Below are 21,145 nucleotides of genomic sequence, written 5' to 3' on the forward strand. Positions count from 1 at the left end.
AGCGCAAACATTGCAGGCGCAAAGCACCGTTTGCACACGGTCGCTTTCACGGGGCGTTGATCAGGACTGCTCCAGATGTCGCTCCGGCGCGCCAGTATAGGCATACGGAATCTGACGCGGCATGGGCCCCTTGTTACGCTCGCCGCGCCCGCGCTGCTCCCACGCATGCGCGAGGATGCCCACCGCGCGCGAGAGGCAGAACACGCCGCGCGCCAGTTCGGGCGCAAAGCCCAGTTCGGCGTAGATAACGGCCGTTACGCCGTCGATGTTCATCGGCACGGGGCGGTCCTTGCGCTTTATCAGCAACGCTTCGATGCCGCGCGCAATCGCGGCGTAGCGGCCCTTGATGGTGCCCGACGCCACATGTGCATCGACGAGCGCGAGCAACCGTCCGGCGCGCGGATCGACCGGATGAAAGCGATGGCCGAAGCCCGGGAGATACTTGCCGTGACTGGCAATGAACTCGTCGACACCGGCTTCGACCGCCGCGTCGAATGGGGCGCCTGCCACGATGCGCGCGGCGATGTCGGCATAGAGTTCGACCGCCTGCTGGCCGGCGCCGCCGTGCACGTCGTCGAGTGCGTTGAGCGCCGAGGCCATTGCGCCGTTGATCGGCAAGCCGCAGCTCGTGGCCATGCGCGAGATCGCGATCGAAGGAGCGTGTGGCCCGTGATCGACCGAGGCCACGAGCGCCGCTTCGAGCAGCGTGGCCTCTTCGTCGCCGGGCAGTTCCCCGCGCAGCATCAGCCAGATCATCTGCGGGAAACTCACGCTGCCGATCAGCTCCTGGATCGGATAGCCGCGCACCTTGATGGAGCCCGGATGGATGTCGATGATCGAGGTGCTCCAGTAGTCGGCGCATAGGGCGGCGAGATCGGGCGTGGCTGTATTCGTCGTCGGCATGGTCAGATCACTCCGTCATCGTGGAGAGCTTCGATTTGGGCGGCTTCGTAACCGAGTTGTGCGAGCGTTTCGCGCGTGTGGGCGCCAAGAACCGGCGCGGGCGTGGCGGGCGCGGCGTCGGCATCGGCGAGCCGCAGGCCCGCGCGCGTCACGCGTTGCGCGGCTTCGCCCTGTGCCGGTTCGAACTCGCGTATGAAGCGCCGTTCGGCCAGATGCGGATGCGCGAGGATTTCGGGCACCGAGAGCACGCGGCCCACGGGCACGCCCCGCTCGAGCAGGCGCGCTTCCCAGTTCGCCGCGCTGTCTGCGGCGAGCGCGGTTTCGATCTCGGCCTTGAGCGCTTCGCGATACTGCTTGCGCGAATGGCGCGCGGCAAAACGCTCGTCGCGCGGCAGGTCGGGGCGGCCGATCACCTCGCACAGGCTCTCGAACTGGCGCGTTTCGTTTGCCGCGATATTGAGCAGGCCCGCGCCGGTGCGGAAGGTGCCCGAGGGCGCGGCCGTGAAATTCTCGTTGCCCATCGGCGCAGGCTCGACGCCGGCGTTCAGGTAGTTCGACACGACCCAGCCCATGGTCGCGAGCGTGGCTTCGAGCATCGAAACGTCGAGGTGCCGCCCGCGGCCGCTCGTTCGCGCGTCGACGAGCGCCGCGCAAATGCCGAATGCGGCGGTGAGGCCGCCCACGGTATCGGAGACGGGATAGCCTACGCGCAGCGGCGCGCTGTGCGCGTCGCCCGTCACGCTCATCACGCCGGACATGCCCTGAATGATCTGGTCGTAGGCCGGGCGGCGCGACAGCTCGCCTTCATCGCCGAAACCGGAAATCGCACAGTAGACCAGCGCCGGATTCACTTTGGATAACTGATCGTAGCCGAGTTCGAGGCGGTCCATCACGCCGGGCCGGAAGTTTTCGACGAGCACGTCGGCGTGGCGTACCAGATCGAGCAAAATGGCCTTGCCGCGCGGGTCTTTCAGGTTCAGCGTGATCGAGCGCTTGCCCGCATTCACGGCCACGAACGACGCGCCCATATTGCGCGCCGCGGCGTCCTTGTCGGCCCCGAGGCGGCGCGCCAGGTCGCCGCCTTCAGGATGCTCGACCTTGGTGACTTCGGCGCCGAAGAGCGTGAGTTGATAGGCGCAGAAGGGACCCGCGAGCACATTCGACAGATCCAGGACGCGCACGCCGGCTAACGGGAGCATGGTTACCGCCTCGTATTGGAAAAATTAGTGGGAGATGTCGTCGAGCGCGCGATTCTTCGTGCGCGGCCCGAAGATGCCAATGGCCGCCATCACCACGATCATCGCGCCGGTAATCAGCGCGAAAACGCCTGGCACCCCGAAGTGGCGCAACGCGAACGCGATCATGAAGCCCGAGAACATCGCGGAAAGACGCGACATCGAATAGACAAAGCCAACAGCGGTGGCGCGCATGCGCGTGGGGAAGAGCTCGACCTGGTACGCGTGGTAGCCGACCGAGAGGAGGGTACCGCCCAGCGTAATGAGCACACCGAGGAACATGAGCATGCCGGCCGAGGTTTGCATGGCGAACAGCGTGCCGCAGACGGCGATGGCGAGCGCGGAGAGTACGACGAGCGTCTTGCGCTCGATGCGGTCGGCAATCGCCATGCCGAGCAGCGGCCCGAACGGATTCGACGCCGCGATCACGAACGAGTAGAGCAGGCTGTGCGTGACCGTGACGCCCTTGGAAACGAGCAGCGTCGGCACCCACGAGGCGAAGCCGTAGAAGCCGATGGCCTGAAACAGATTGAAGACGAGCAGCGTGATCGTGCGGCGGCGGTAAGGCGGCTGCCAGATCTCGGCGAAACGCGCCTTGGCAAGTGTTTGCGCGCTGGCAGGTTCCACGACAGGCGCAGGCAGCGAGCGACCGTGCTGCGCCTCGATCTTCGCTTCGAGCCTCGCGAGAATGCGTGCAGCTTCCTCGGTGCGGCCGCGCTGCGCGAGCCAGCGCGCGCTCTCGGGCACGCGACGGCGGATCGCCCAGGCGATGAGCGCGCCGAACGCGCCGAACATCACGACCCAGCGCCAGCCGTCGAAGCCGAGCGGCGCGCGCGGCACGAACCACCACGCAAGCAACGCAACGGCCGGCACGGCCGTGTACTGCACCAGATGCACGAACGCGAACGCGCGGCCGCGCATGTGCTTGGGCACGAGTTCGCTCACGTAGGTGTCGATGGTGACGAGTTCGACGCCCACGCCAATGCCCGCGATGAGGCGCCACAGGTTAATGCCGGGCGCGCCCGTCTGCAGCGCCATGATGCATGTCGCCACCGAATACCAGAGCAACGATGCGGTGAACAGCGTGCGGCGGCCATAGCGGTCGGCGAGACCTGTCAAGCAGAACGTGCCGATGAAGAGCCCCGCGAACGACGCCGCGACGAAGGCGCCGAGACCCGAGAAGCCGAAGAACGAAGCCGTGGTGGTCGAGTAGAGACCGCTTTTCACGAGGCCCGGCCCGACATAGGCCGTGAAGAACAGATCGTAGAACTCGAACCAGCCGCCCAGCGAAAGCAGGAGCACGAGCGTCCAGATGGCGCGCGTGGCCGGCAGGCGGTCAATGCGCGCGTTGATCTCGGCCGCACTGACGGGCGCGGCGGCAGGGTCCCGGAGCGACGCGTGTGTCGCTCCGATTGGCAAGCTGGACATCGGAATCTCCTGAACGCTTCGTTTGCGTGTCTGCTCGTTCTATTGAACAGAACGTCGTTCTAAAATATGGGTCGATGATACTGCGAGGCGGTGGGCCAACCGACCAGGGCTTTTACTGAGTCGTGCATGCAGGGAGAGGCGACGTGTGCCTCACAGCGGTCCACTGGGCATGCCGTGTGCTCCAAGCCCGTCGTTTTATGCGGATGCTCAGTCAGGAGACGTCTTGAAGAAGAAAGTCTTTTCCGGGGTTCCTGCCGAGTTCGCCTTGTCGCTCTGCGCCGCTATTGCGCTCTCCGGCTGTGCGCATCCGGAGAGCGGGGGCTACACGCAGGCGCAATCGAATGTTCCATCGCCGCTCACCGATCTCGATAACGGCGAGGGAACCGCCGCCGCGAACGCGCCGCAGGCAGCCGTCGATGCGCAGGCGCTCGACGCGCTCAATGCCATGGGCGCTTATCTGCGCACGTTGCGCAAGTTCGAGGTCAACGCGGACACGTCGACCGACGTCGTGCTCGACAACGGCCAGAACGCCGCGTTGCTGCGCCATACGGTGCTCGAGGTCAAGCGGCCCGACCGGCTGCGCGCCGAAATCACGGGCAACGGCAACCTGCGCGGGCTGGTCTATGACGGACGCGAATTCATGACCTTCAATGAAAAGAAGGGCTTTTACACGCGCAATGACGCGCCACCGACGCTCGATGGCCTCGTACGTGAACTCGCGAACACCTGGCGTATCGAAGCGCCGCTCGCGGAGCTTTTCTATTGGGGCAACGGCAAGGACGACAACGCGGCGATCACGGCGGCGCAGGTGCTCGGCGTCGAAATGGTCGATGCGCGCCGGTGCACGCATTACGCGTTTCAGCAGCGTGGCGCCGACTGGGAAATGTGGATCGAGCAGGGACGGCGACCGCTGCCGTGCCATCTGGTCGTGACCGACACGACCCAGCCTTCGAGGCCGCGTCATGAAGTGACGTACCACTGGAATCTGGCGCCGTCGTTCGTCGCATCGACATTCGCGTTGCATGCGAAACCCGGTGCGAAGCAAATCGAACTGGAGCCGGCTGCCGTGCGGCCTTCGTTCGAGGAGGCTCAATGACAGAGCGGCGCAACCTTGGCAGGTGGCGCCGCCCGTGGATTTTTCTTATTTAACATAAGATAAATTATCGCAGTTTTATAGATGTTCGCAAACATCAAACCACCGCATCACATCTCGACAATCACCTTCAACGCCTGCGTGCTGGCCGCCTGCGAAAACGTCTCATACGCCTTGGGCATGTCTTCGAATGAAAACCGGTGCGTGATCAGCCGGTTCGGATCGATCCGTCCGGCACGCACGGTCTTGAGCAGCATGGGCGTGCTCACTGTGTCGACGAGACGCGTCGTGATCGCTACGTTGCGGTCCCAGAGCTTGTCGAGGAAAAGCGACGCCGGCACACCATGCACGCCGATGTTCGCAATCACGCCACCCGGCGCCACGATCTGCTGGCACAGTTCGAACGTCGCAGGCACGCCAACGGCCTCCATGGCGCAATCCACGCCGACGCCATCCGTGAGCTTCATCACCGCATCCACGGCGTCGCCTGCGCGCGGATCGATGCACGCCGTTGCCCCGAACTTCTTCGCGCATTCCAGGCGGTTGGGGTCCATATCGATCATGATCACCTGCGCGGGCGAATAAAACTGCGCGGTCAGGAGCGCGGCCAGCCCGATCGGCCCGGAGCCGACAATGGCCACTGTGCTGCCGGGTTCGACCTTGCCATTGAGCACGCCGCATTCGAAGCCCGTCGGCAAGATATCGGAGAGCATCACGAGAGCGGCTTCGTCGAGGCCGTCGGGAATCCGGTACAGGCTCGTTTGCGCGTGCGGCGTACGCACGTATTCGGCCTGCGTGCCGTCGATACGATTACCGAGTATCCAGCCGCCCGTCTTGCAATGCGAATACATGCCGCGCCGGCAGTACTCGCACTGCCCGCAGCTCGAGATGCACGAGACGAGCACGTGATCGCCGACTTTCAACGTCGAGACGCCGCTGCCGATTTCATGTACGACGCCCACGCCTTCGTGGCCGAGAATGCGGCCCGGCTCGCAACTCGGCACGTCGCCCTTGAGAATGTGGAGATCGGTGCCGCAGATCGTCGTCTTCGTGATCTTGACCACGGCGTCGCCGGGTCCCTGCAAGGCGGGCATTGGCCGCGTTTCGAGTGCGAACTTGCCCGGGCCGTTATAGACCAGTGCTTTCATGGTTCCTCCATCGACAACCGGAAATACGCCGGATCGCCGGGCGCCCTCCTTTCGGTCCGCAGGCGCGCGGCGAGTCCGTCGTCCCCAGCAAGGTTTGCATATTTCGATTCACGATGAGGCACCGTGAGCGGATTCGAAATAGCGACGACATCGCCCTTGCATTCTTGATCGTAGTCCAATGTCCGATGGCTACGAAGTGGTGGCGTGGAGTTTCATGCGTTAAGCATCGGCTGCTTGCGTTTTCTCAAATGCTAGAACAGATGCCGGATGCCGACCTGAACGCCGAATTCGCTCTGACCGGGTCCCGGCGTGAGGAACGAACCCGTCGTAATGCTGGCGCCTGCCATCTTGAACTGCGCGGTGCCGTAGTTCTTCAATTCGGAAATCGTGCCGTATAGCCGCGTCCCCTTGGAGAGATCGTAGTTGACGATCGCCCCATATTGCAGGGCGTCATTGCCGAGATGCGTGCTGTCCTTGGTGTAGGCGGCGCCGGCGCCCATGCTGAAGAACGGCGTAAACCGGTAGTCGGCCGAAAGCGAATAGGTGCTGTGCCAGTCGCCTGCCGTATTGCCGACCGGCCCGACCGTCGGGTCGTATTTGCCGGCCGGGTTGCTCAGCGCATTGCCGGTGGTCGCGGAAATGACGTCGTTGGCGCGGAAATAGCCGACATAGATGCGCCCCCACCCGTAGTCGAGATTGCCGCCCGCCATGAATTCCTGCACACGGTTGGAAGCTGTCGCATTCGCCGCGTTCAAATAGGCAAGCGCGAGATAGACCGGGCCCTGGGTGGTCTGCACGCCGGCCTGATACACGGCATTGCCCGCGAGCGTACCGGGTTGGCCGCCCACCGAATAATGCAGTTCGACCTGGGTCCCCACGAACTTCGGCGAGATCCACGCAATGTCGTTGTCGACACGCGCCAGCCAGTTCGCAAAGTTGTTGTAGCCCGAGGCGTAGGTCGCCGCGCTGAAGGCGTCCATATTGCCGCTCCAGGTGAACATCGGCGTGTTCTGCCGCCCGAAACGCACCTCGCCGAACCCACCGCCCAGACCGACCCACGCCTGGCGATCGAAGAACCGATAGCTGTTCTGCAACTTGCCCGTAGCCGGATCGAAGCCGCTCTCCAGCGCGAAGTTCACGCGGTATCCGCCGCCGATGTCCTCCGTGCCGCGCAAGCCCCACCGGCTCGTCATCAAGCCATTGTTGCCCAGCACGGCGAGCGACGTGGTCTTGCCGTCGACTTTCGTGTTCTGGTAGCCGGCGAACACGTCCAGCACGCCGTAGAGCGTCACCGACGATTGCGCCATCGCCGGCGTGCTGGCGATGACAGCCGCCGCGATCACCGACAAGCTAAGGAATCCTCTATTTAACGACATCGTCACTTTCCCCTGTTGTTGACTTCTTGATAGTTCGGTGCTGACGCTGGAGGCGTCAGCGTCCGCGCTCGGTCGCTAGCATGCGCTTCACCACGAGGGCGAGCGGCACAGTGAAGCAAAAGTGCGACATGAAACCGCCGATGATGACGACCGGGTCGTAGTAATTGGGATGGTTGTCGGAGGCGATGCTAATCGCCACATGCATGACGATCCAGGCCAGGATCGCATAAAAAAGCGCGACGAATGTGGCTTCGTAACCACGGCGGCGGAAATACGGCCAGATCGCCGCGAACAGCACGCCCCACGCAATGGCGAAGAAGAAATGAATGGCAGTCCCGAGGAAATACGCCCAGATGCCGAGCGAGTCCTGTACGCCCTTGCCGAACACGAGGCCGGTCGCGTTGCGGGGAATGCCCGCAAGCGGCATGAGATGCTGGGCGCCGACCCAGATGAGCGCCTCGTAAATCCAGATAATCACCGCGCCCGTCAAGCCGCCGGCTATGCCGGCGCGCAAGATTGCGCCGAGCGTCGGCTTGCCGTCGATTGCGGTTCTCGTCCCTTGATACCCACCCTCACCTACGCTTGCATTGCCGCTCATCGCCGTCTCCTCCTGTCGTACTGCACGAAATGTTTTTCGCCAAGATAGAAACGGGGCTTACGGAAAACTACATCGGGTTAACGGCAGGCAAGAGGCGCTCCGTGGGCAAGAAAGCACGAGCAAGGCACGCCCGTGGCTCGCGATGAGCCGCGCAGCGCCAAGCTGGACAAGGCTTGGCGGGATTCAACGGTGCACGGCGGGAGGTCGGCAAACCGGCTTGCAGACCCGGTCGCCGATAAGAGAAATCGATACGGAGGAAACGACTTCGCAACGCGAGGTCTGCAAACGCGCTTTATTCGGACGTCTCGCGCTGCGTATCGATTATCGGCTGCGTAACGCGTTACTGAGGCAGTATTTCCCGTAGACAAGACAGTGTGATGCTCCGCCACTCGGCAGTCCGTTTTCGGGAAACGCGTCCGCGACGGCCTGCATGGCGCTCGTTGTGGATACCTGACAGTCCTGATCGACGACGAGAAAAGCGACGGCGAGGACCAGGGCGGAAACCGCGGATAGCGAGAGAACGTGCATTTTCATCATCGACGCCTGATGCAATAGGCCGCAGTGTCCCGGCAAGGTCCGGTCGTCCAGACCAGCGCAGCTTCGTCCCCACCCTGCTCCAGCCAGCGGACGTGCAAAAAAGGGGCAGACATATACCTGCCCCGCTCCGCCTTAGTGAATAGCCATCTGCACGACCTTCACGATCACGAGACCTACCGCGACGACGAGGTAGGTGCGCAGCACGCCCATCCACACGCGCGTCGACAACGTCAGGTGCTGCGGCGCCGGCAGGTCTTCGAGCGGCGCCATGCGCCACGTGTTGCGCAACTCCTTCAGGGCCGGCTTGTTGAGCGGAGCCGCATCATGGCCGACAGTTCCACCGCGCAACTTGCGCGAGAGTTCCACCGCGGCGTACACCGCTGCGGCAAGCCCGCATCCGCCTACGAGAATCTTGATAATTGCCGCACCACTGAGATCCGGATAAACCGTGGCTGCCGTCAGGATGATCGACAGCACGACGAGCACGGCAATCACTGCACCCGTGAACACGTTCAGCTTCTTCGAATTCACCCACGGGCCGAGCACCGCCTTGTCATTACAGAGCAGCAACAGGAACACCGTTGCGCTCGGCAGCAGCACGCCGGCCAGCGTCTGCACAGCCTCAGTCAAGAGGCCGAGCGGGCTGCCGGGAATCAGCACGAGGGCCGCCGCGAGCGCGATGATGCCGAAGTAGACGAGATAGAAACCCTTCGCGTCGAGCACGCTGCGGTGCAGCGAGTGCTTGACCTTGAAGACATCGCCAATCGCATAGGCCGTCGAGAGCGAGACGGCGGCGGCGCCAATGATCGACGCGTCGAGCAGCGCCACGGCGAAGATCGTGGCCGAGGTCTGGCCGACGTACTTGTGCAGACCCGCAATCACGCCACCCGCGTCGGTGAAGTTGCCGAACTCGGGCTTGCCGCCAAAGAGCGCGGCGGTGAAGGCCATCATCGCCACGGCGCCGACGATCACGAACGCGATACCGATCCAGAGGTCCGCCTTTTCGTACTTCATGAAGCGCGGCGTGATGCGCTTGTCGATCACGTAGCTCTGCTGGAAGAAAAGTTGCCACGGCGCGACGGTCGTGCCGACGATGCCGATCACGAGGAGCATCACGTCGGAGAGCTTCGAATTCGCCGGCCAGGTCGGCACGAAGAAGTCGCGCGCGATAACGCCCACAGGCGGGTGAATCGAAACGAGCACCGGGATCAGCAGCAGACTCAACAGGCACAGCACGATCGCGAAGCGTTCGAAGCGCCGGAAGTCGCCCGTACTGACCGCCGCCATCGTCAGTACCGCGGCGATGCAGACACCGAGAACCTTCGAGACGCCGAGAAAGTCGAGCGCAAACGTAATGCCGATGAACTCGGTGACGATCGTGAGCGCATTGAGCAGAAAAAGATCGATGACGCTGAAGGCGCCCCAAAACTTGCCGAAGCGTTCGAAGATGAGGCGTGCGTGGCCGACGCCGGTCACGGCGCCCAGGCGCAGGACCATTTCCTGGTTCACATAGAGAACCGGAATCAGCAGCGCGAGCGTCCAGAGCAGCGACGTGCCGTAGTTCTGCCCCGCCTGCGTATAAGTGCCGAAGGCGCCGGCGTCGTTATCGCCGACCATGACGATGAGGCCGGGGCCGAGGATGGCGAGCAGTGTGCGCAGGCGCGCCATCCAGTTGCTGCGAGGGGCGGTGTCGTGGCGGGCGATCGTGCCGAGGGCGCCTTTGATATCGCCCACGTGCGCGTCGTCGAGCACGGCACTCCGACGTTGCGTGATGTTAGCGGGAGTGGTGGACATCTGTATTTATTCCTTAGTAGTACTTTTTTGAACTTAATGATTGAGACGTGGCACTGCCCCGCCGACTGCTGATGCGGGAGCAGGGGCAGAAGTCGGCGACGCCAGGCCGTGTCAGCGAACGAGCTTTTTGAATGCCGTCCAGACGGCAGCGACTACGCCGGTTGAGCCGTGCGAATGTGAGTCGAGCCCGAGCATGCCGTTGTAGTGCGTGCGAGCTTCTTCGACGTGCGGGAGTTGCGAAACGAGGAGAGCGAAGTGCATGGTGATTCCTCCAAATGCCTGAAACGTGGCGCCATCGATCAGGCGTGCCTTCGTTTCGCTTCACGCGGGAGCGATATGCCCGGGCGTGTGGGAGGAACGTGTGCGGACTGATGTCAGGCGAAGCGGGCCGCGCCTTGTGGGAACGCAGCGCAAGTCGTGCAGGGACAAGGCTCAGGGTCGGGCATTGTGAACTCCTCTGTTGTCAGGGTCCGAATCAAGCTTGACGGACGTGTTTAACCACACGCCAGGTCCCGCGCGCCAGCGCGCGAAAACGGCGTGAACAAGCGGCGTCGCGAGCCAATGGCTCGACACGCAGGGTCGCGTTGACGAACGTGCGTGATAGCACACACGCCAACGACGGCGGCCAATCGAAGAGATGCGCGGGAGAGACTGCGGAAGCTACTGCGGCGCGCACCGTCTGCCTGCTGGCAGGACGGCGGCTAGGGAAGAATCCAGGCGGGCGTCGTGCCGGTCAGGCAGAAAAACGATTCGAAGGTCGACAACTACAACTGTCCAAGGCAAATGCCCCTTTCGTGGAAACACGCGAATTCTAGTGACGACGCGCGAGCCGAGTCAACGACTATTTCAAAGATTTTTCTTTCGAATCTGTTACCGGTGGATGCAAATCATTTGCACACCTCTTCGTTTTGCACCCGCCATCACTCACCTGCCCCCTTTACTCGAAGCAGGAGGCGCAGCAGCACAGGCAGCACCAGCAGGACGAGCGGCATCTGCACGATCAAGCCCGAGATGATCGCGACGGCGAGCGGTTGCTGCATTGCAGAACCCTGGCCGATCGCGAAGGCAAGCGGCAGCAGAGCGAGAATGGCTGCGATGGTCGTCATCGCGATGGGCCGCAGGCGATTGCGACCCGCGGCCTGCAACGCCTCTTCCAGCGGCACGCCTTCGTCGCGTACGAGCCCCTGAAACTCGGAAACGTAGAAGATCGCGACCTCCGTCACGATGCCGACGATCATCGTCATGCCCATCATCGCGGAGATGTTGAGCTCGATGCCCGTCACCCACAGCCCGATGAACACGGCGCCGGTGGCGAGCAGCGGCATTGCCATCACCGCGAGCGCCACGCGAAAGCGCTCGTAGAGGAATAGCAGCAGGCCGAACACCAGCGCCACGGCCGCGCCGAACACCGCGAGCAGCCCCTTGAAGGCGATCTGCTGTTGCTGGTACAAGCCGCCAAGTTCGTAGTAGACGCCCGCTGGCAGGAGCGCGGGATCGGCAAGCGCGCGCTGCACGTCGGCGATCGTCGAGCCGAGGTCCCGCCCATCGATGCGCGCCGTCACCGCCACCATGCGCTTGAGGTTGTCGCGACTGATCTCGGGCTGGCCGCTCACGTGCACCGGTTCGGCCACGCGTGAAAGCGCGAACACGTGCCCATCCGGCGCGCGCAACGGCAGGCGCGCAAGTTCGGTGTCCGTCATTTGCAGCGCACCTTGCGCACGCACGCGCACACCAACTGTCTTCGGGCCGCTCTGGAACTGCGTCGCCACATTCCCGTCCAGCAGGTCGGAGACCTGCTGCGCGATTGCCTGCGGATCCATGCCCTCGGCAGCCGTGGCGTCGGGCCGGATGCGCAGATCGATGGCGTCGCCGGCAGGATTGATGCCGTCGTTCACGTCGACGATGCCGCCGATCTTGCCGATGCGTGCGGCCACACGTTGGGCGGTCGTGTCGAGCACATGGGAGTCGTCCGAGTAAATCTTGATCTGCACGGGCTGCGGAACCGCCGTGAGGTCGCCGATCAGGTCCTCCATCAACTGGGCAAGTTCCACGCTCACGCCGGGCACTTTTGTTTCGATCTGCGAACGGATCTCCTCCATCACCGTGTCGATCGGTTCGCGGCTACCGGACTTCAAGCGCACAAAGAAGTCACCCTTGTTCGGCTCGTTCAGGTCGCCGCCAAGTCCGGCGCCGGTGCGGCGTGAATACGTCGCCACATTCGGGTTCGCGCGAATGATCGCTTCGATTTGTTGCATCAGTCGATCGGTTTCGGTGATCGATGTGCCCGGTTGCGTGTGATAGTCGAGCACGAAACCGCCCTCGTCCATCGACGGCATGAAGCCGCTGCCGACCCGCGTGAACGCGAGCGCCGAAAGCAGCGCAAGCGGAACCACGAGCGCGAGCACCCACAGGGGCCGCGCACTCACGCGAGAGACGAGCCGCGCGTAGGTGCGATTGAGCCACGCGGCGAAGCGCGTTTCGCGATGCTCCTCGGCGTCTTTCGCCGTGAGCCAGCGGTCGCAGAGAATCGGGATGGCAAGCCACGTGACGAGGAACGAAATGAAGAGCGCGCTCGCCATCGTCACCGAAAGCGCCTTGAAGAACGCGCCGGTTACGCCCGAGAGAAACGCCAGCGGCACAAAGATAATGAGCGTTGCCGCGGAAGAGCCGGCGAGCGGCCGCGTGAATTCGAGCGCCGCGCTCATCACCCGGCCATGGAACGCATGCGCGCCTGCCTCGCGCATACGCCGCGCGATATGCTCGATCATCACGATGGCGTCGTCGATCACGAGGCCCACCGCCGCCGCCATGCCGCCGAGCGTCATGATGTTGAAGCCCATGCCGAACACGTCGAGCAGCAGAATGGTCGCGGCCATCACGATGGGCACGAGCGCCACTGCAATGAGCGTGATCTTCGTGTTGCGCAGAAATACGAAGAGCGTGAGCGCCGCGAGCACCACGCCAATCATGATGGCATCGCGCACGCTGGTGGCCGAGGCGATCACGAGCTCGCTCTGGTCGTACCAGTTCGAGAGCGTCACGCCGTGCGGCATCTGTGGGCCGAAGTCCTTCAGGCGAGCGCGAATCGCCTGCGCCATCGCCACGCTGTTTGCGCCGGGCTGCTGGTAGACGTTGACCAGCACCGCATCCTGACCGTCGGCGGTCACGCGGATCCATTGCGGCACGGTCCCCTGGGTGACGGTGGCCACATCGCGCAGGCGGATCTGCGTCGCGCCAGTGGACGACACGACCACGTTTTTCAGCGTATCGAGCCCGCTGAAAGCCGAATTCGCCACGACGAGAAAGAGCTTGTCGTGGTCCTCGATGCGCCCGGTGGCCATCAGCACGTTGCCCGCACCGATTGCACGCGAAATATCGCCCACCGAGAGCTTGTACGTCGCGAGGCGTGCGGGGTCGACGGCCACTTCGAGCTCGTCGCGCGCCCCACCCGTCACGTCCACGCGCGCCACGCCCGCCACGGAGGAAAGCAGCGGACGCAACTGGAACTGGGCGAGGTCGTAGAGTTGAGAAAGCGACAAGCGCGACGACGTCAGGCTGTATGCGAGCACCGGAAACACGGTCGGGTCCATCCGGCGCACCTGCATGCTGGTGCCGGGCGGCAGCGTCGCGAGGATCTCGGCAATGGCCGACTGCGCCTGCAACGTGGCTTGCGCCATGTCGGTGCCCCAGTCGAAATTGAGGGAGATCTCCGCCGACCCGCGGCTCGTGCGGGATTCGACGTCGCGCACGTTCGGCACGCGACGCAACGCTTCTTCCACCGGCATGGTGACGAGCGTCGCCATCTGTTCGGCCGGACGGTCGCCCGCGTCGAGTGAAATCACGGCGCGCGGAAAGGAAACGTTAGGAAAGAGCGAGATCGGCAGACGCAGCGCGGTGAGCGCACCGGCAAGCGCGGCAAGCGCGATCACGAACAGCAGCGAACGACGGTGCCGCTGCATCCACTGGCTGAACGTCATCGCGCGCCGCCTTGCGCCACGCGCACGGCCATGCCGTCTTCGAGTTCGTAGTTGCCGACGACGACGAGCGGCCGCGAGGCGTCGAGCGCGCCATCCACGCCGTACGTATCGCCATGCTCGACTTTTACCTTCACGTCGACGCGGTGCGCCTTGTTGTTCGGCGCGACCTGAAACACATAGCGGCCCTTCGCGTCCTGCAGTACCGCGGCGCGCGGCACGTTCCACCACGTGCCGGTCTGCGTGTCGATGTCGGCCCGCACGCGCGTTCCCGGCAGGAAGGCAGCACCCGCGAGCGGTACGTTCGCACTTACGTTCACGAGCTGGCTCTGCGCGTCGATGGCTGCGCCGACGAGCACGATGCGCCCCTGCGCGCGCTGCGACCCGAGCGAGGCGGACAGAGGGCGCAGCACGACACGGTCTCCGGCGTGCAGCGTGAGCGCGTCGGCGGGTTCGACGCCCAGCGAAATGTTCGCGGCATTGCCCGCGGCGCCGTTGAATGCAACGAGCTGGGCGAGCGCAGTGCCCGCCTGGATCCGGTCGCCCGGCACCGCAGCAAGCTGCGCGATGACGCCGGCCACTGGTGCCGTAATCGTCTTCGAACCCGGTGTGATGCCCGTCGCTTGTTGCGCAGCAAGCGCTTGCTGAGCGTCATCCAGCGCTTTTTGCGCCGCGGCGAGCTGCGATTGCGTGGCGAGACCGTCGTGAAAGAGCGAGCCCGTGCGCGCGAGTTCGCCACGTGCGAGCGTCGCTGCGCTTTGTGCCTGCGTATAGGCGATCACGGCGTTTGGATCGGCTTGCACGACGAGGAGCGCAGCGCCCTGCGCTACGGTCTGGCCGGGCTGGACGAGCACGCGCGTGACGCGTGCGAGATACGGCAGGCTGATGGACGTGGCGTTCGAGGCCGCGGACGCAACCGAGCCATACGCGACGACGGTTTGGGCAACCGGTTGGCGCATCACGCGCACGACCTGCACGGCGGCGGATGGCGCGGGCGTGCTGCCCGAAGCGCCGGCGTCATCCGCGCGCGCTGCATGCGGTGCGAAAAGTGCTGCGCCAGCGGCGAGCGCGGCCGCCGCGCCAAGTGCGCAGACGGCGACACGCGTGCGCGTGCCGGAAAGAAAGCGGTGCTCAGTCATGGAGATCAACGTGCAACGATGGTATTGGATGGCGCGCTTTCAGCAGTGGCGCCTCGCGCGGACGGAGCCTGATCAGGATCGGGGATCGCGCTGCCGAGCAGCGCCTGGAGGCCAATGCGTTGCTCAGCTAGCGCTTCGCGCGCAGTGGCCGCATCGATGCGACGCGAGAGCGCCGCAGTTTGCGCATCGACATACTGGCCAAGCACGATGTTGCGCGCCGCATAGGCGTCGCGCGCCTGCGCGGCGGCACGTTCGAGCCCTGGCAGCGCAGCGTCATCCTGATCGAGTTGATGCGCGGCGATCGCGCTGTCGGCACGCAGGTGGGCAATATCGGCGTAAGCCGCATTCAGGCGTGTCTGGTATTCGTCCGCGAGACGCTGCCGCGTGGCCTGCTCGATGGCGATATTGCCGCGATTGCGGTTGAAGACCGGCAGCGTGAGGTTGATCGCGAAACCACTCGTGTAGATCTCCGAGGTGTCGCGCTGGCGCGTAAAGCCCACGGAAAGACTTGGAAACTGGTTGAGGATCGCGGCGCGGTACTTCTGCTCCTGCGCCTCGTAGCCGGCCTGCAGCGCGATCAGATCGGGACGGCGCTGCGCCAGCATTGCAACCGCGGCGTCGAGCGTGCCATCGGGCATCGGCGTGACTGCTGTGTCGCCTGTGAGCGCCAGCGTCGTGTCGGGCGCGAGGCCGAGCAGCGCATTGAGGTCATGGTGCGTCTGCTCACGCGCGTGCTGCATGTCGGTGTACTGCTTGCGGGCGTCTTCGTACGCCGTGAGCGACGCGGTGACGCTGTCCGCCGTCACGTTGTGCTCGCTTGCCGCGTGCGCGGTGCGTTCGTAACGCGTGCGGGCCAGTGCCGTCTGCTGCTCGAGCAGCGGCAACACCTCATCCTGAAAGCGCGCTCTCACGTACAGCTGCTTCGCCTGCGCCACGACCTGCCACTCCTGCCAGAGCAGACCGAGGTCGGTCTTTCGAACCGTGGCGTTGGCGGACTTCGTGTTCGCGCCACGCGTGACAATCGCCATCACGTCCATGCTCAGACCGTAGCTGAACGCGCGCGACAACCCGACAGCGCCGGGATAGTCGCTGGAGACGCTCACCTGAGGATCCGGCAGAAGTCCCGCCGAAAACGCCTGCGCTTGCGCAATGCCGAGGTCGTCGCGTGAAAGTTTCAGGTCGGGATTGTTGGCGACTGCCAGCATCGCGACGTCTTCGATGTCGAAGCCGTTCGACGGATCGAAGCGGTGTGCCGCAAGCTCGGGCAATGGCATTTTCGCGGGGTCGATCTGCACCCGTGCGAGCGCGCCCTGCGTGATCAACGAAGGACCCGGTGCCAACGGCTGCGCCTTGTAGCTTGCGCAGCCGGCGAGCAGTGCGGTGCCCGATACAACGGCGATGAGCGCAGCGCGCGTGCGATTCGGGATGCTGAAGTGAAAGACGCGCGGACACATTGCGCGAGACTGCGGGCTGGACAATATGGACTCCTCAAGCCAATCCCGCGCAGCATGAATGCGCGAGCATGGACCTGAACCCAAACGCCACACGTTGGTGGCGTTGCGGCAGGCATGCTGCGCATTCTGCAGGGTTAACGCTTATGCAATCCTTAAGCAGGCGTTCCCATCCGGTCTCTACGGCCGCTTCGCCGCCAGGTAGGCGATGCGCTCAGCGCCGAGCTGCGCTCCGCTTTCGAAAATCGCCCGCATCCTGACTTCCAGATACGCGCGCTCTTCGCGGGTAAATTCCTTTTCGAAGACCTCTTCCAGGCTGGGCGCCAACGGATGGGGCGAGGTACGAAGAAACGTTTCCCAAGGCAGGCTGTCTTCGGTTCGCACTTCGATGTGCAATTCCAGACGGATGTCGGTGAAGCCCGCGTCGATCGCGAAGCGCACGAGGTCGCGCTCACCATAATTCGTGATGGACAGCGAGCGCGCCTTCTCTTCCGTGTCCGGGAACTGCGCCGCCCGGCACCGAAGCAGCAAGGGAAAAAAGGGATCTTCCGCGTTGAACGCGCCGGAATCGACGAGTTGCTTGAGCATGCACACCTCGAGCGCTTCGTCACGCAAAATCGGCTCGGCGATGGCGAAGCGGCCACCCGGTTTGAGGATGCGGTAGATCTCTCGCATTGCAGCGGGCTTGTCTTCCACATACGCCAGCACCGCGCGCATCGTGGCGGCATCGACCGCCTCATTGGCGATGCCTGCCAGATTTTCGGCGCTGCCGTGTATGAATGCGCACTGCCCGCTTACCCCCAGGCTTCGGGCCCTCTCTTCCGTGTGCCGCAGCAGCGGAGCCGAAATATCGGTCATGAGCACCCGGATTGCGGCGCCGGCACGTTCAATCGCGCGAAACCCGACGAGACCATCACCCGTCCCGATGTCGGCCAATGTCATCCCGGGGCGCAGGCGGACGGAATCCAGCACACGGTCCGCGTACCTTGTGATCTCGGCGCGGACATGGTGCTCATGGGCGGGATCATTGCCATGGCGCTGCCGGTGGATCCACGTGGACCAGTTGTCCTGAGTGACGTCGTTCGTGAGTGGCAACAAAATGGATTTCCAGGGAAAACTTGAAAGACTCGCGCGATGGTAGCCTTGAATTCTGATGAACTCCTTATCTAAACGGTATTCCCGACGTGGAGCCTTATTTTCGCGGTGCCAAAGGTGCGGTTTTTAGCCTGAATAAGAGTCGCTTTCATTCCATGACATACTGGCAATCATTTCAATGGCCACGCAAGCCCCGGCACGCAGCGTCCGAAAACTCGGACCCGACCACATTTTTAAAACAGATCGTCAGGCGATTATGACCGGCGTTGACGCGAATCGAACCGCAGCTTATACGAGCCTTAAGTTGATTCATTTTCAAAAAATAAATACTTCTTAAGTATTTGGAAGGTACTCCGATAAGCCGGGCGCAGTTCACGGTTTTTCTCTCTCTTTATCGGAGACCCTCTGATGACAATCCGGGCAGTTTCTAGCCAACCCGCCGCTTCCACAGCAGCGAATACCGGCGCGCAGAACCAGCAGGCGGCTGCCGCTACGCAACCTGCCAGCAAGACGCAGGCGCCGACAACGACGACACAGGCTTCGACGCCGTCGGCTTCGTATGCCGTTACGATCAGCAACGCCGCACGCGCAGCATTCGCCGAAGCCACCGAAACGTCGGTTCAGACCGCGCAGGAAGCCAACCGCGGAGACCGACAGGCTCAACGCCTGCTAGCGAAGGAACAGGCCAATAAGCTGGGCTAAGGCGCAAGGGCGTGCGACAGGCGTTGTCTGACGCCGGTTTTGCACGCCCTACCCTGTGGCTCCGCTTGCACACTGCGCGAAAACCGCGACGTGCAAGTTCACAGCTTTGCGCAAGACCGCTTGATGTGCTCCAGGTGCTCCATCAAACCAGACGGATAAGATAACTTTTCTTATCTGAATAGTTCGTTTTCAACACAAAACTCCGCACTTCAAAAACGCGCCGCAAGCGCCCATTCCCTATCTTCAGCGATAATGGGAGCATCCTCGCGCTGCTCAAGGAACGAGCGCGCAGACGTGCGAAGCCTATGTAAACGCCGTGCTGCGCGACGTGAAACCGGGCGGCATCGTGATCGTGGGACTTTCGCCGAGGAGGGTCCCGACCATTGCAGCGGGCTGCCCGTCATGCACTACAGCGCCGATGCGTTGCACGCCGAATTTGGCGCGCCCTTCACGCTGATCAAACAGGCACGCGAAGAGCCTCACACGCCGGGTGGCGCCACGCAGAAGTTCATCTACTGCATGTGCCTAAAGAGACTTCGTGAATGGGCCTGCCGTTGAGGCGGTACGTTTCAGGGCGCGAACGCGAGTGCCGCGTCTTCCGGAAGATTCTCGAGCGCGCGACTGCCGTCGCGCAGCGCCTCGCTCTCGCCGTTGAAGGTCGTTTCGCTGTATGCGATGAGTTTGAAGCCGCTACCCGCACTGCGAGGGATGGTGATGCCCCAATGCCACCCTCCTTCCTGTTCGAAGACGTGCAGCTTCAGAGATGCATGCAATGTGTTTGATCGATTCGTCATGTCACGCCCTCCTTTGCGAAAGCGTCGAGGCAGCCGGCATTGGTCAGTGTAGGCATCATTTTGTTGCGGCGCAATAAATATCGACGTTGAGGTGCGATGCTACGCGATCGGGCGTCGTTATCGGGCAACAAAGGGAAACAGGCGGCAACGAGAAGCAACAAGCGGAAACAAAAGTAAACAAGGCGTGCGGCGGCGCAGCGTCCTGCCGCAGTCATGTCAGCCCCTCAAAAGGACGTGGGCGGGCCCGCCGCGTTCGCGTTATCCTGCGCGCGATGCGCGAAAGTATGCGCTCCCCATTTCCCTTTGCGCCCCAAGCATGACCGAACGCACCGAAGCCATCCCCGAGAGCACGCCCGAGGTCGCGTCCAATAGCGCGCGATCAACGCTGTGCTATCCCTATCCGGCCCCACCCGCGCCGGGCTCGACTCTCGAAATCGCGCCGGGCGTGCGCTGGCTGCGTATGCCGCTGCCCTGGACGCTCGATCACATCAACGTATGGCTTGTCGACGACGCCGAAGGTTGCGCCGTTGTCGATACGGGTGCGCGCACCGATGCGGCCACGGCTGTATGGCGCGCGATCTTCCCGCAAGGTGGCGAGGCGCACACGGCGTTCCGCGTGACGCGCGTGCTGGTCACGCACATGCACCCTGATCATGTGGGCATGGCAGGCTGGCTCACGCGCGCGTTCGACTGCCGGCTCTGGATGACGCGCACCGAATACTTCAACTGCCGCGTGGCCGCTGCCGACACGGGCCGCGAAGCGCCTGCCGACGCACTCGACTTCTATCGCCGCGCGGGCTGGAGCGAGTCGGCTATCGACGTCTATCGCGCGCGCTTCGGCCGCTTCGGCCAGCATATCCACGCGCTGCCGGAAAGCTTCCGGCGTCTGCAGGACGGCGAGGTCGTGCGCATCGGCGCGCACGACTGGCGCGTGATCGTCGGCATGGGGCATTCGCCGGAACACGCGTGTCTCTACTGCCCGGCGCTGAAGCTGTTCATTTCGGGCGACCAGGTGCTGCCACGCATCTCCTCGAACGTTTCGGTCTATCCGATCGAGCCCGACGCGGACCCGATGGCCCAGTGGTACGCATCGTTCGACAAGCTGCAACGCGAAGTGCCCGACGACGTGCTCGTGCTCCCCTCGCATAACGACTGCTTTTACGGGTTGCACGCGCGCATCGAACGCTTGCGCCAGGGGCAGGACAAGAGCCTCGCGCGCCTGCGCGGCACGCTCGCCGAACCGCGCCGCGCCGTTGACGTGTTCGGGGCGCTGTTCGCGCGGCGCATCGGCGAGGACGATCTCGGGCAGATGAGCCTCGCAACCGGCGAGAGCCTGGCGTGCCTGAACTACCTGATGTATCGCGGTGAAGTGAAACGCGAGCTGCGCGACGACGGCATGTACTGGTATTCGCGGACGTAAAAATGGCAGGAAAGGCGCACTACGCCTCTCCTGCCACAAGTCGGATCGACGGCAGTCGCCGCCCGGCGCTTACATGTTCGGGTAGTTCGGGCCGCCGCCGCCTTCGGGCGTGACCCATACGATGTTCTGCGTCGGGTCCTTGATGTCGCAGGTCTTGCAGTGCACGCAGTTCTGCGCGTTGATCTGCAGGCGGTCGCTGCCGTCGTCGTTCTTCATGAACTCGTACACCGCGGCCGGGCAGAAGCGCGCTTCGGGGCCCGCGTAGGTGCGCAGGTTCACGTTCACGGGCACGCTCGCGTCCTTGAGCGTGAGGTGCGCGGGCTGGTTCTCTTCGTGATTCGTGTTCGAGATGAACACCGAAGACAGACGATCGAACGTGAGCTTGCCATCGGGCTTCGGATACTCGATCGGCTTGCACTGCGAAGCGGGCTTGAGCATCTCGTGGTCGCGATGCTGGT

Annotated in this window: 18 protein-coding genes; 3 read left to right on the forward strand and 15 right to left on the reverse strand. The window is 63.6% G+C overall.

Annotation, left to right across the window (positions count from 1 at the left end):
- Positions 1 to 60: 60 nt before the first annotated feature.
- From BFD71_RS18355 to BFD71_RS18365, 3 genes are read right to left on the reverse strand one after another with little or no spacing between them, the layout of a single operon-like run.
- Positions 61 to 903 carry a citryl-CoA lyase gene (locus BFD71_RS18355; protein ID WP_069265712.1) on the reverse strand — a complete coding sequence of 281 codons (843 nt, stop codon included), beginning with the start codon at positions 901 to 903 and terminating at the stop codon, positions 61 to 63.
- 2 nt (positions 904 to 905) lie between these two features.
- The gene (locus BFD71_RS18360; RefSeq protein WP_069265713.1) at positions 906 to 2,102 is read right to left on the reverse strand and encodes a CaiB/BaiF CoA transferase family protein; all 1,197 of its coding nucleotides are present in this window, start codon (positions 2,100 to 2,102) and stop codon (positions 906 to 908) included.
- 24 nt (positions 2,103 to 2,126) lie between these two features.
- Entirely contained in the window at positions 2,127 to 3,566 is a 1,440-nt protein-coding gene (locus BFD71_RS18365; RefSeq protein WP_069265714.1) for an MFS transporter, read from the reverse strand.
- Between the two features lie 223 nt (positions 3,567 to 3,789).
- On the opposite strand from BFD71_RS18365, the gene BFD71_RS18370 reads away from it, so the two are divergent.
- Positions 3,790 to 4,662, forward strand: a complete 873-nt coding sequence (locus tag BFD71_RS18370; RefSeq protein ID WP_069265715.1) for a DUF2092 domain-containing protein — start codon at positions 3,790 to 3,792, stop codon at positions 4,660 to 4,662.
- Positions 4,663 to 4,769: 107 nt separating this feature from the next.
- Here the strand turns inward: BFD71_RS18370 and BFD71_RS18375 are convergent, their stop codons facing one another.
- From BFD71_RS18375 to BFD71_RS40600, 10 genes are all read right to left on the reverse strand, one after another.
- Complete coding sequence (locus BFD71_RS18375) at positions 4,770 to 5,807, reverse strand: zinc-dependent alcohol dehydrogenase family protein (RefSeq protein ID WP_069265716.1); 1,038 nt, start codon at positions 5,805 to 5,807, stop codon at positions 4,770 to 4,772.
- A gap of 251 nt (positions 5,808 to 6,058) precedes the next feature.
- Positions 6,059 to 7,150, reverse strand: a complete 1,092-nt coding sequence (locus BFD71_RS18380) for a porin (protein WP_256094792.1) — start codon at positions 7,148 to 7,150, stop codon at positions 6,059 to 6,061.
- Between the two features lie 88 nt (positions 7,151 to 7,238).
- Positions 7,239 to 7,781 (reverse strand): hypothetical protein, encoded by a 543-nt coding sequence (locus BFD71_RS18385; RefSeq protein ID WP_069265718.1) that lies wholly within the window; start codon positions 7,779 to 7,781, stop codon positions 7,239 to 7,241.
- 669 nt (positions 7,782 to 8,450) lie between these two features.
- Positions 8,451 to 10,112, reverse strand: a complete 1,662-nt coding sequence (locus tag BFD71_RS18395; RefSeq protein WP_069265720.1) for an Nramp family divalent metal transporter — start codon at positions 10,110 to 10,112, stop codon at positions 8,451 to 8,453.
- A 111-nt stretch (positions 10,113 to 10,223) separates the two neighbouring features.
- A complete protein-coding gene (locus BFD71_RS41460; protein ID WP_176732903.1) occupies positions 10,224 to 10,373 on the reverse strand; it encodes a hypothetical protein in 150 nt (49 codons plus the stop codon).
- A 659-nt stretch (positions 10,374 to 11,032) separates the two neighbouring features.
- Positions 11,033 to 14,089 (reverse strand): efflux RND transporter permease subunit, encoded by a 3,057-nt coding sequence (locus BFD71_RS18400; RefSeq protein WP_069265721.1) that lies wholly within the window; start codon positions 14,087 to 14,089, stop codon positions 11,033 to 11,035.
- The gene (locus BFD71_RS18405; RefSeq protein ID WP_083245324.1) at positions 14,086 to 15,225 is read right to left on the reverse strand and encodes an efflux RND transporter periplasmic adaptor subunit; all 1,140 of its coding nucleotides are present in this window, start codon (positions 15,223 to 15,225) and stop codon (positions 14,086 to 14,088) included. The genes BFD71_RS18400 and BFD71_RS18405 overlap by 4 nt, the downstream gene beginning before the upstream one ends.
- A 5-nt stretch (positions 15,226 to 15,230) precedes the next feature.
- Positions 15,231 to 16,679, reverse strand: coding sequence for a TolC family protein (locus BFD71_RS18410; protein ID WP_069265722.1), 1,449 nt, complete (start codon positions 16,677 to 16,679; stop codon positions 15,231 to 15,233).
- 177 nt (positions 16,680 to 16,856) lie between these two features.
- Positions 16,857 to 17,771, reverse strand: coding sequence for a class I SAM-dependent methyltransferase (locus BFD71_RS18415; protein ID WP_176732904.1), 915 nt, complete (start codon positions 17,769 to 17,771; stop codon positions 16,857 to 16,859).
- A gap of 299 nt (positions 17,772 to 18,070) precedes the next feature.
- The gene (locus tag BFD71_RS40600; RefSeq protein WP_141710714.1) at positions 18,071 to 18,379 is read right to left on the reverse strand and encodes a hypothetical protein; all 309 of its coding nucleotides are present in this window, start codon (positions 18,377 to 18,379) and stop codon (positions 18,071 to 18,073) included.
- 496 nt (positions 18,380 to 18,875) lie between these two features.
- Here BFD71_RS40600 and BFD71_RS42190 point away from each other — a divergent pair, with 496 nt between their 5' ends.
- Positions 18,876 to 19,031, forward strand: coding sequence for a hypothetical protein (locus BFD71_RS42190; RefSeq protein WP_256094786.1), 156 nt, complete (start codon positions 18,876 to 18,878; stop codon positions 19,029 to 19,031).
- Positions 19,032 to 19,042: 11 nt separating this feature from the next.
- Here BFD71_RS42190 and BFD71_RS18425 read toward each other — a convergent pair whose 3' ends face one another.
- Positions 19,043 to 19,267, reverse strand: a complete 225-nt coding sequence (locus tag BFD71_RS18425) for a hypothetical protein (protein ID WP_069265725.1) — start codon at positions 19,265 to 19,267, stop codon at positions 19,043 to 19,045.
- A 316-nt stretch (positions 19,268 to 19,583) separates the two neighbouring features.
- Here BFD71_RS18425 and BFD71_RS18430 point away from each other — a divergent pair, with 316 nt between their 5' ends.
- A complete protein-coding gene (locus tag BFD71_RS18430; RefSeq protein WP_069265726.1) occupies positions 19,584 to 20,687 on the forward strand; it encodes an MBL fold metallo-hydrolase in 1,104 nt (367 codons plus the stop codon).
- Between the two features lie 69 nt (positions 20,688 to 20,756).
- Here the strand turns inward: BFD71_RS18430 and BFD71_RS18435 are convergent.
- The coding region (locus tag BFD71_RS18435) for a 4Fe-4S dicluster domain-containing protein (protein WP_176732905.1) at positions 20,757 to 21,145 on the reverse strand (389 nt) is incomplete at its 5' end.

Source organism: Paraburkholderia nodosa (assembly GCF_001718195.1).
Lineage (GTDB): Bacteria > Pseudomonadota > Gammaproteobacteria > Burkholderiales > Burkholderiaceae > Paraburkholderia > Paraburkholderia nodosa_A.

Coding starts and splice junctions, on each gene's coding strand:
- BFD71_RS18410 (WP_069265722.1), bottom strand. CDS start 16,679: ATGTGTCCGCGCGTCTTTCACTTCAGCATCCCGAATCGCACGCGCGCT.
- BFD71_RS41460 (WP_176732903.1), bottom strand. CDS start 10,373: ATGCACTTCGCTCTCCTCGTTTCGCAACTCCCGCACGTCGAAGAAGCT.
- BFD71_RS18395 (WP_069265720.1), bottom strand. CDS start 10,112: ATGTCCACCACTCCCGCTAACATCACGCAACGTCGGAGTGCCGTGCTC.
- BFD71_RS18365 (WP_069265714.1), bottom strand. CDS start 3,566: ATGTCCAGCTTGCCAATCGGAGCGACACACGCGTCGCTCCGGGACCCT.
- BFD71_RS42190 (WP_256094786.1), top strand. CDS start 18,876: ATGCACTACAGCGCCGATGCGTTGCACGCCGAATTTGGCGCGCCCTTC.
- BFD71_RS18430 (WP_069265726.1), top strand. CDS start 19,584: ATGACCGAACGCACCGAAGCCATCCCCGAGAGCACGCCCGAGGTCGCG.
- BFD71_RS18375 (WP_069265716.1), bottom strand. CDS start 5,807: ATGAAAGCACTGGTCTATAACGGCCCGGGCAAGTTCGCACTCGAAACG.
- BFD71_RS18385 (WP_069265718.1), bottom strand. CDS start 7,781: ATGAGCGGCAATGCAAGCGTAGGTGAGGGTGGGTATCAAGGGACGAGA.
- BFD71_RS18425 (WP_069265725.1), bottom strand. CDS start 19,267: ATGACGAATCGATCAAACACATTGCATGCATCTCTGAAGCTGCACGTC.
- BFD71_RS18360 (WP_069265713.1), bottom strand. CDS start 2,102: ATGCTCCCGTTAGCCGGCGTGCGCGTCCTGGATCTGTCGAATGTGCTC.
- BFD71_RS18400 (WP_069265721.1), bottom strand. CDS start 14,089: ATGACGTTCAGCCAGTGGATGCAGCGGCACCGTCGTTCGCTGCTGTTC.
- BFD71_RS18405 (WP_083245324.1), bottom strand. CDS start 15,225: ATGACTGAGCACCGCTTTCTTTCCGGCACGCGCACGCGTGTCGCCGTC.
- BFD71_RS18355 (WP_069265712.1), bottom strand. CDS start 903: ATGCCGACGACGAATACAGCCACGCCCGATCTCGCCGCCCTATGCGCC.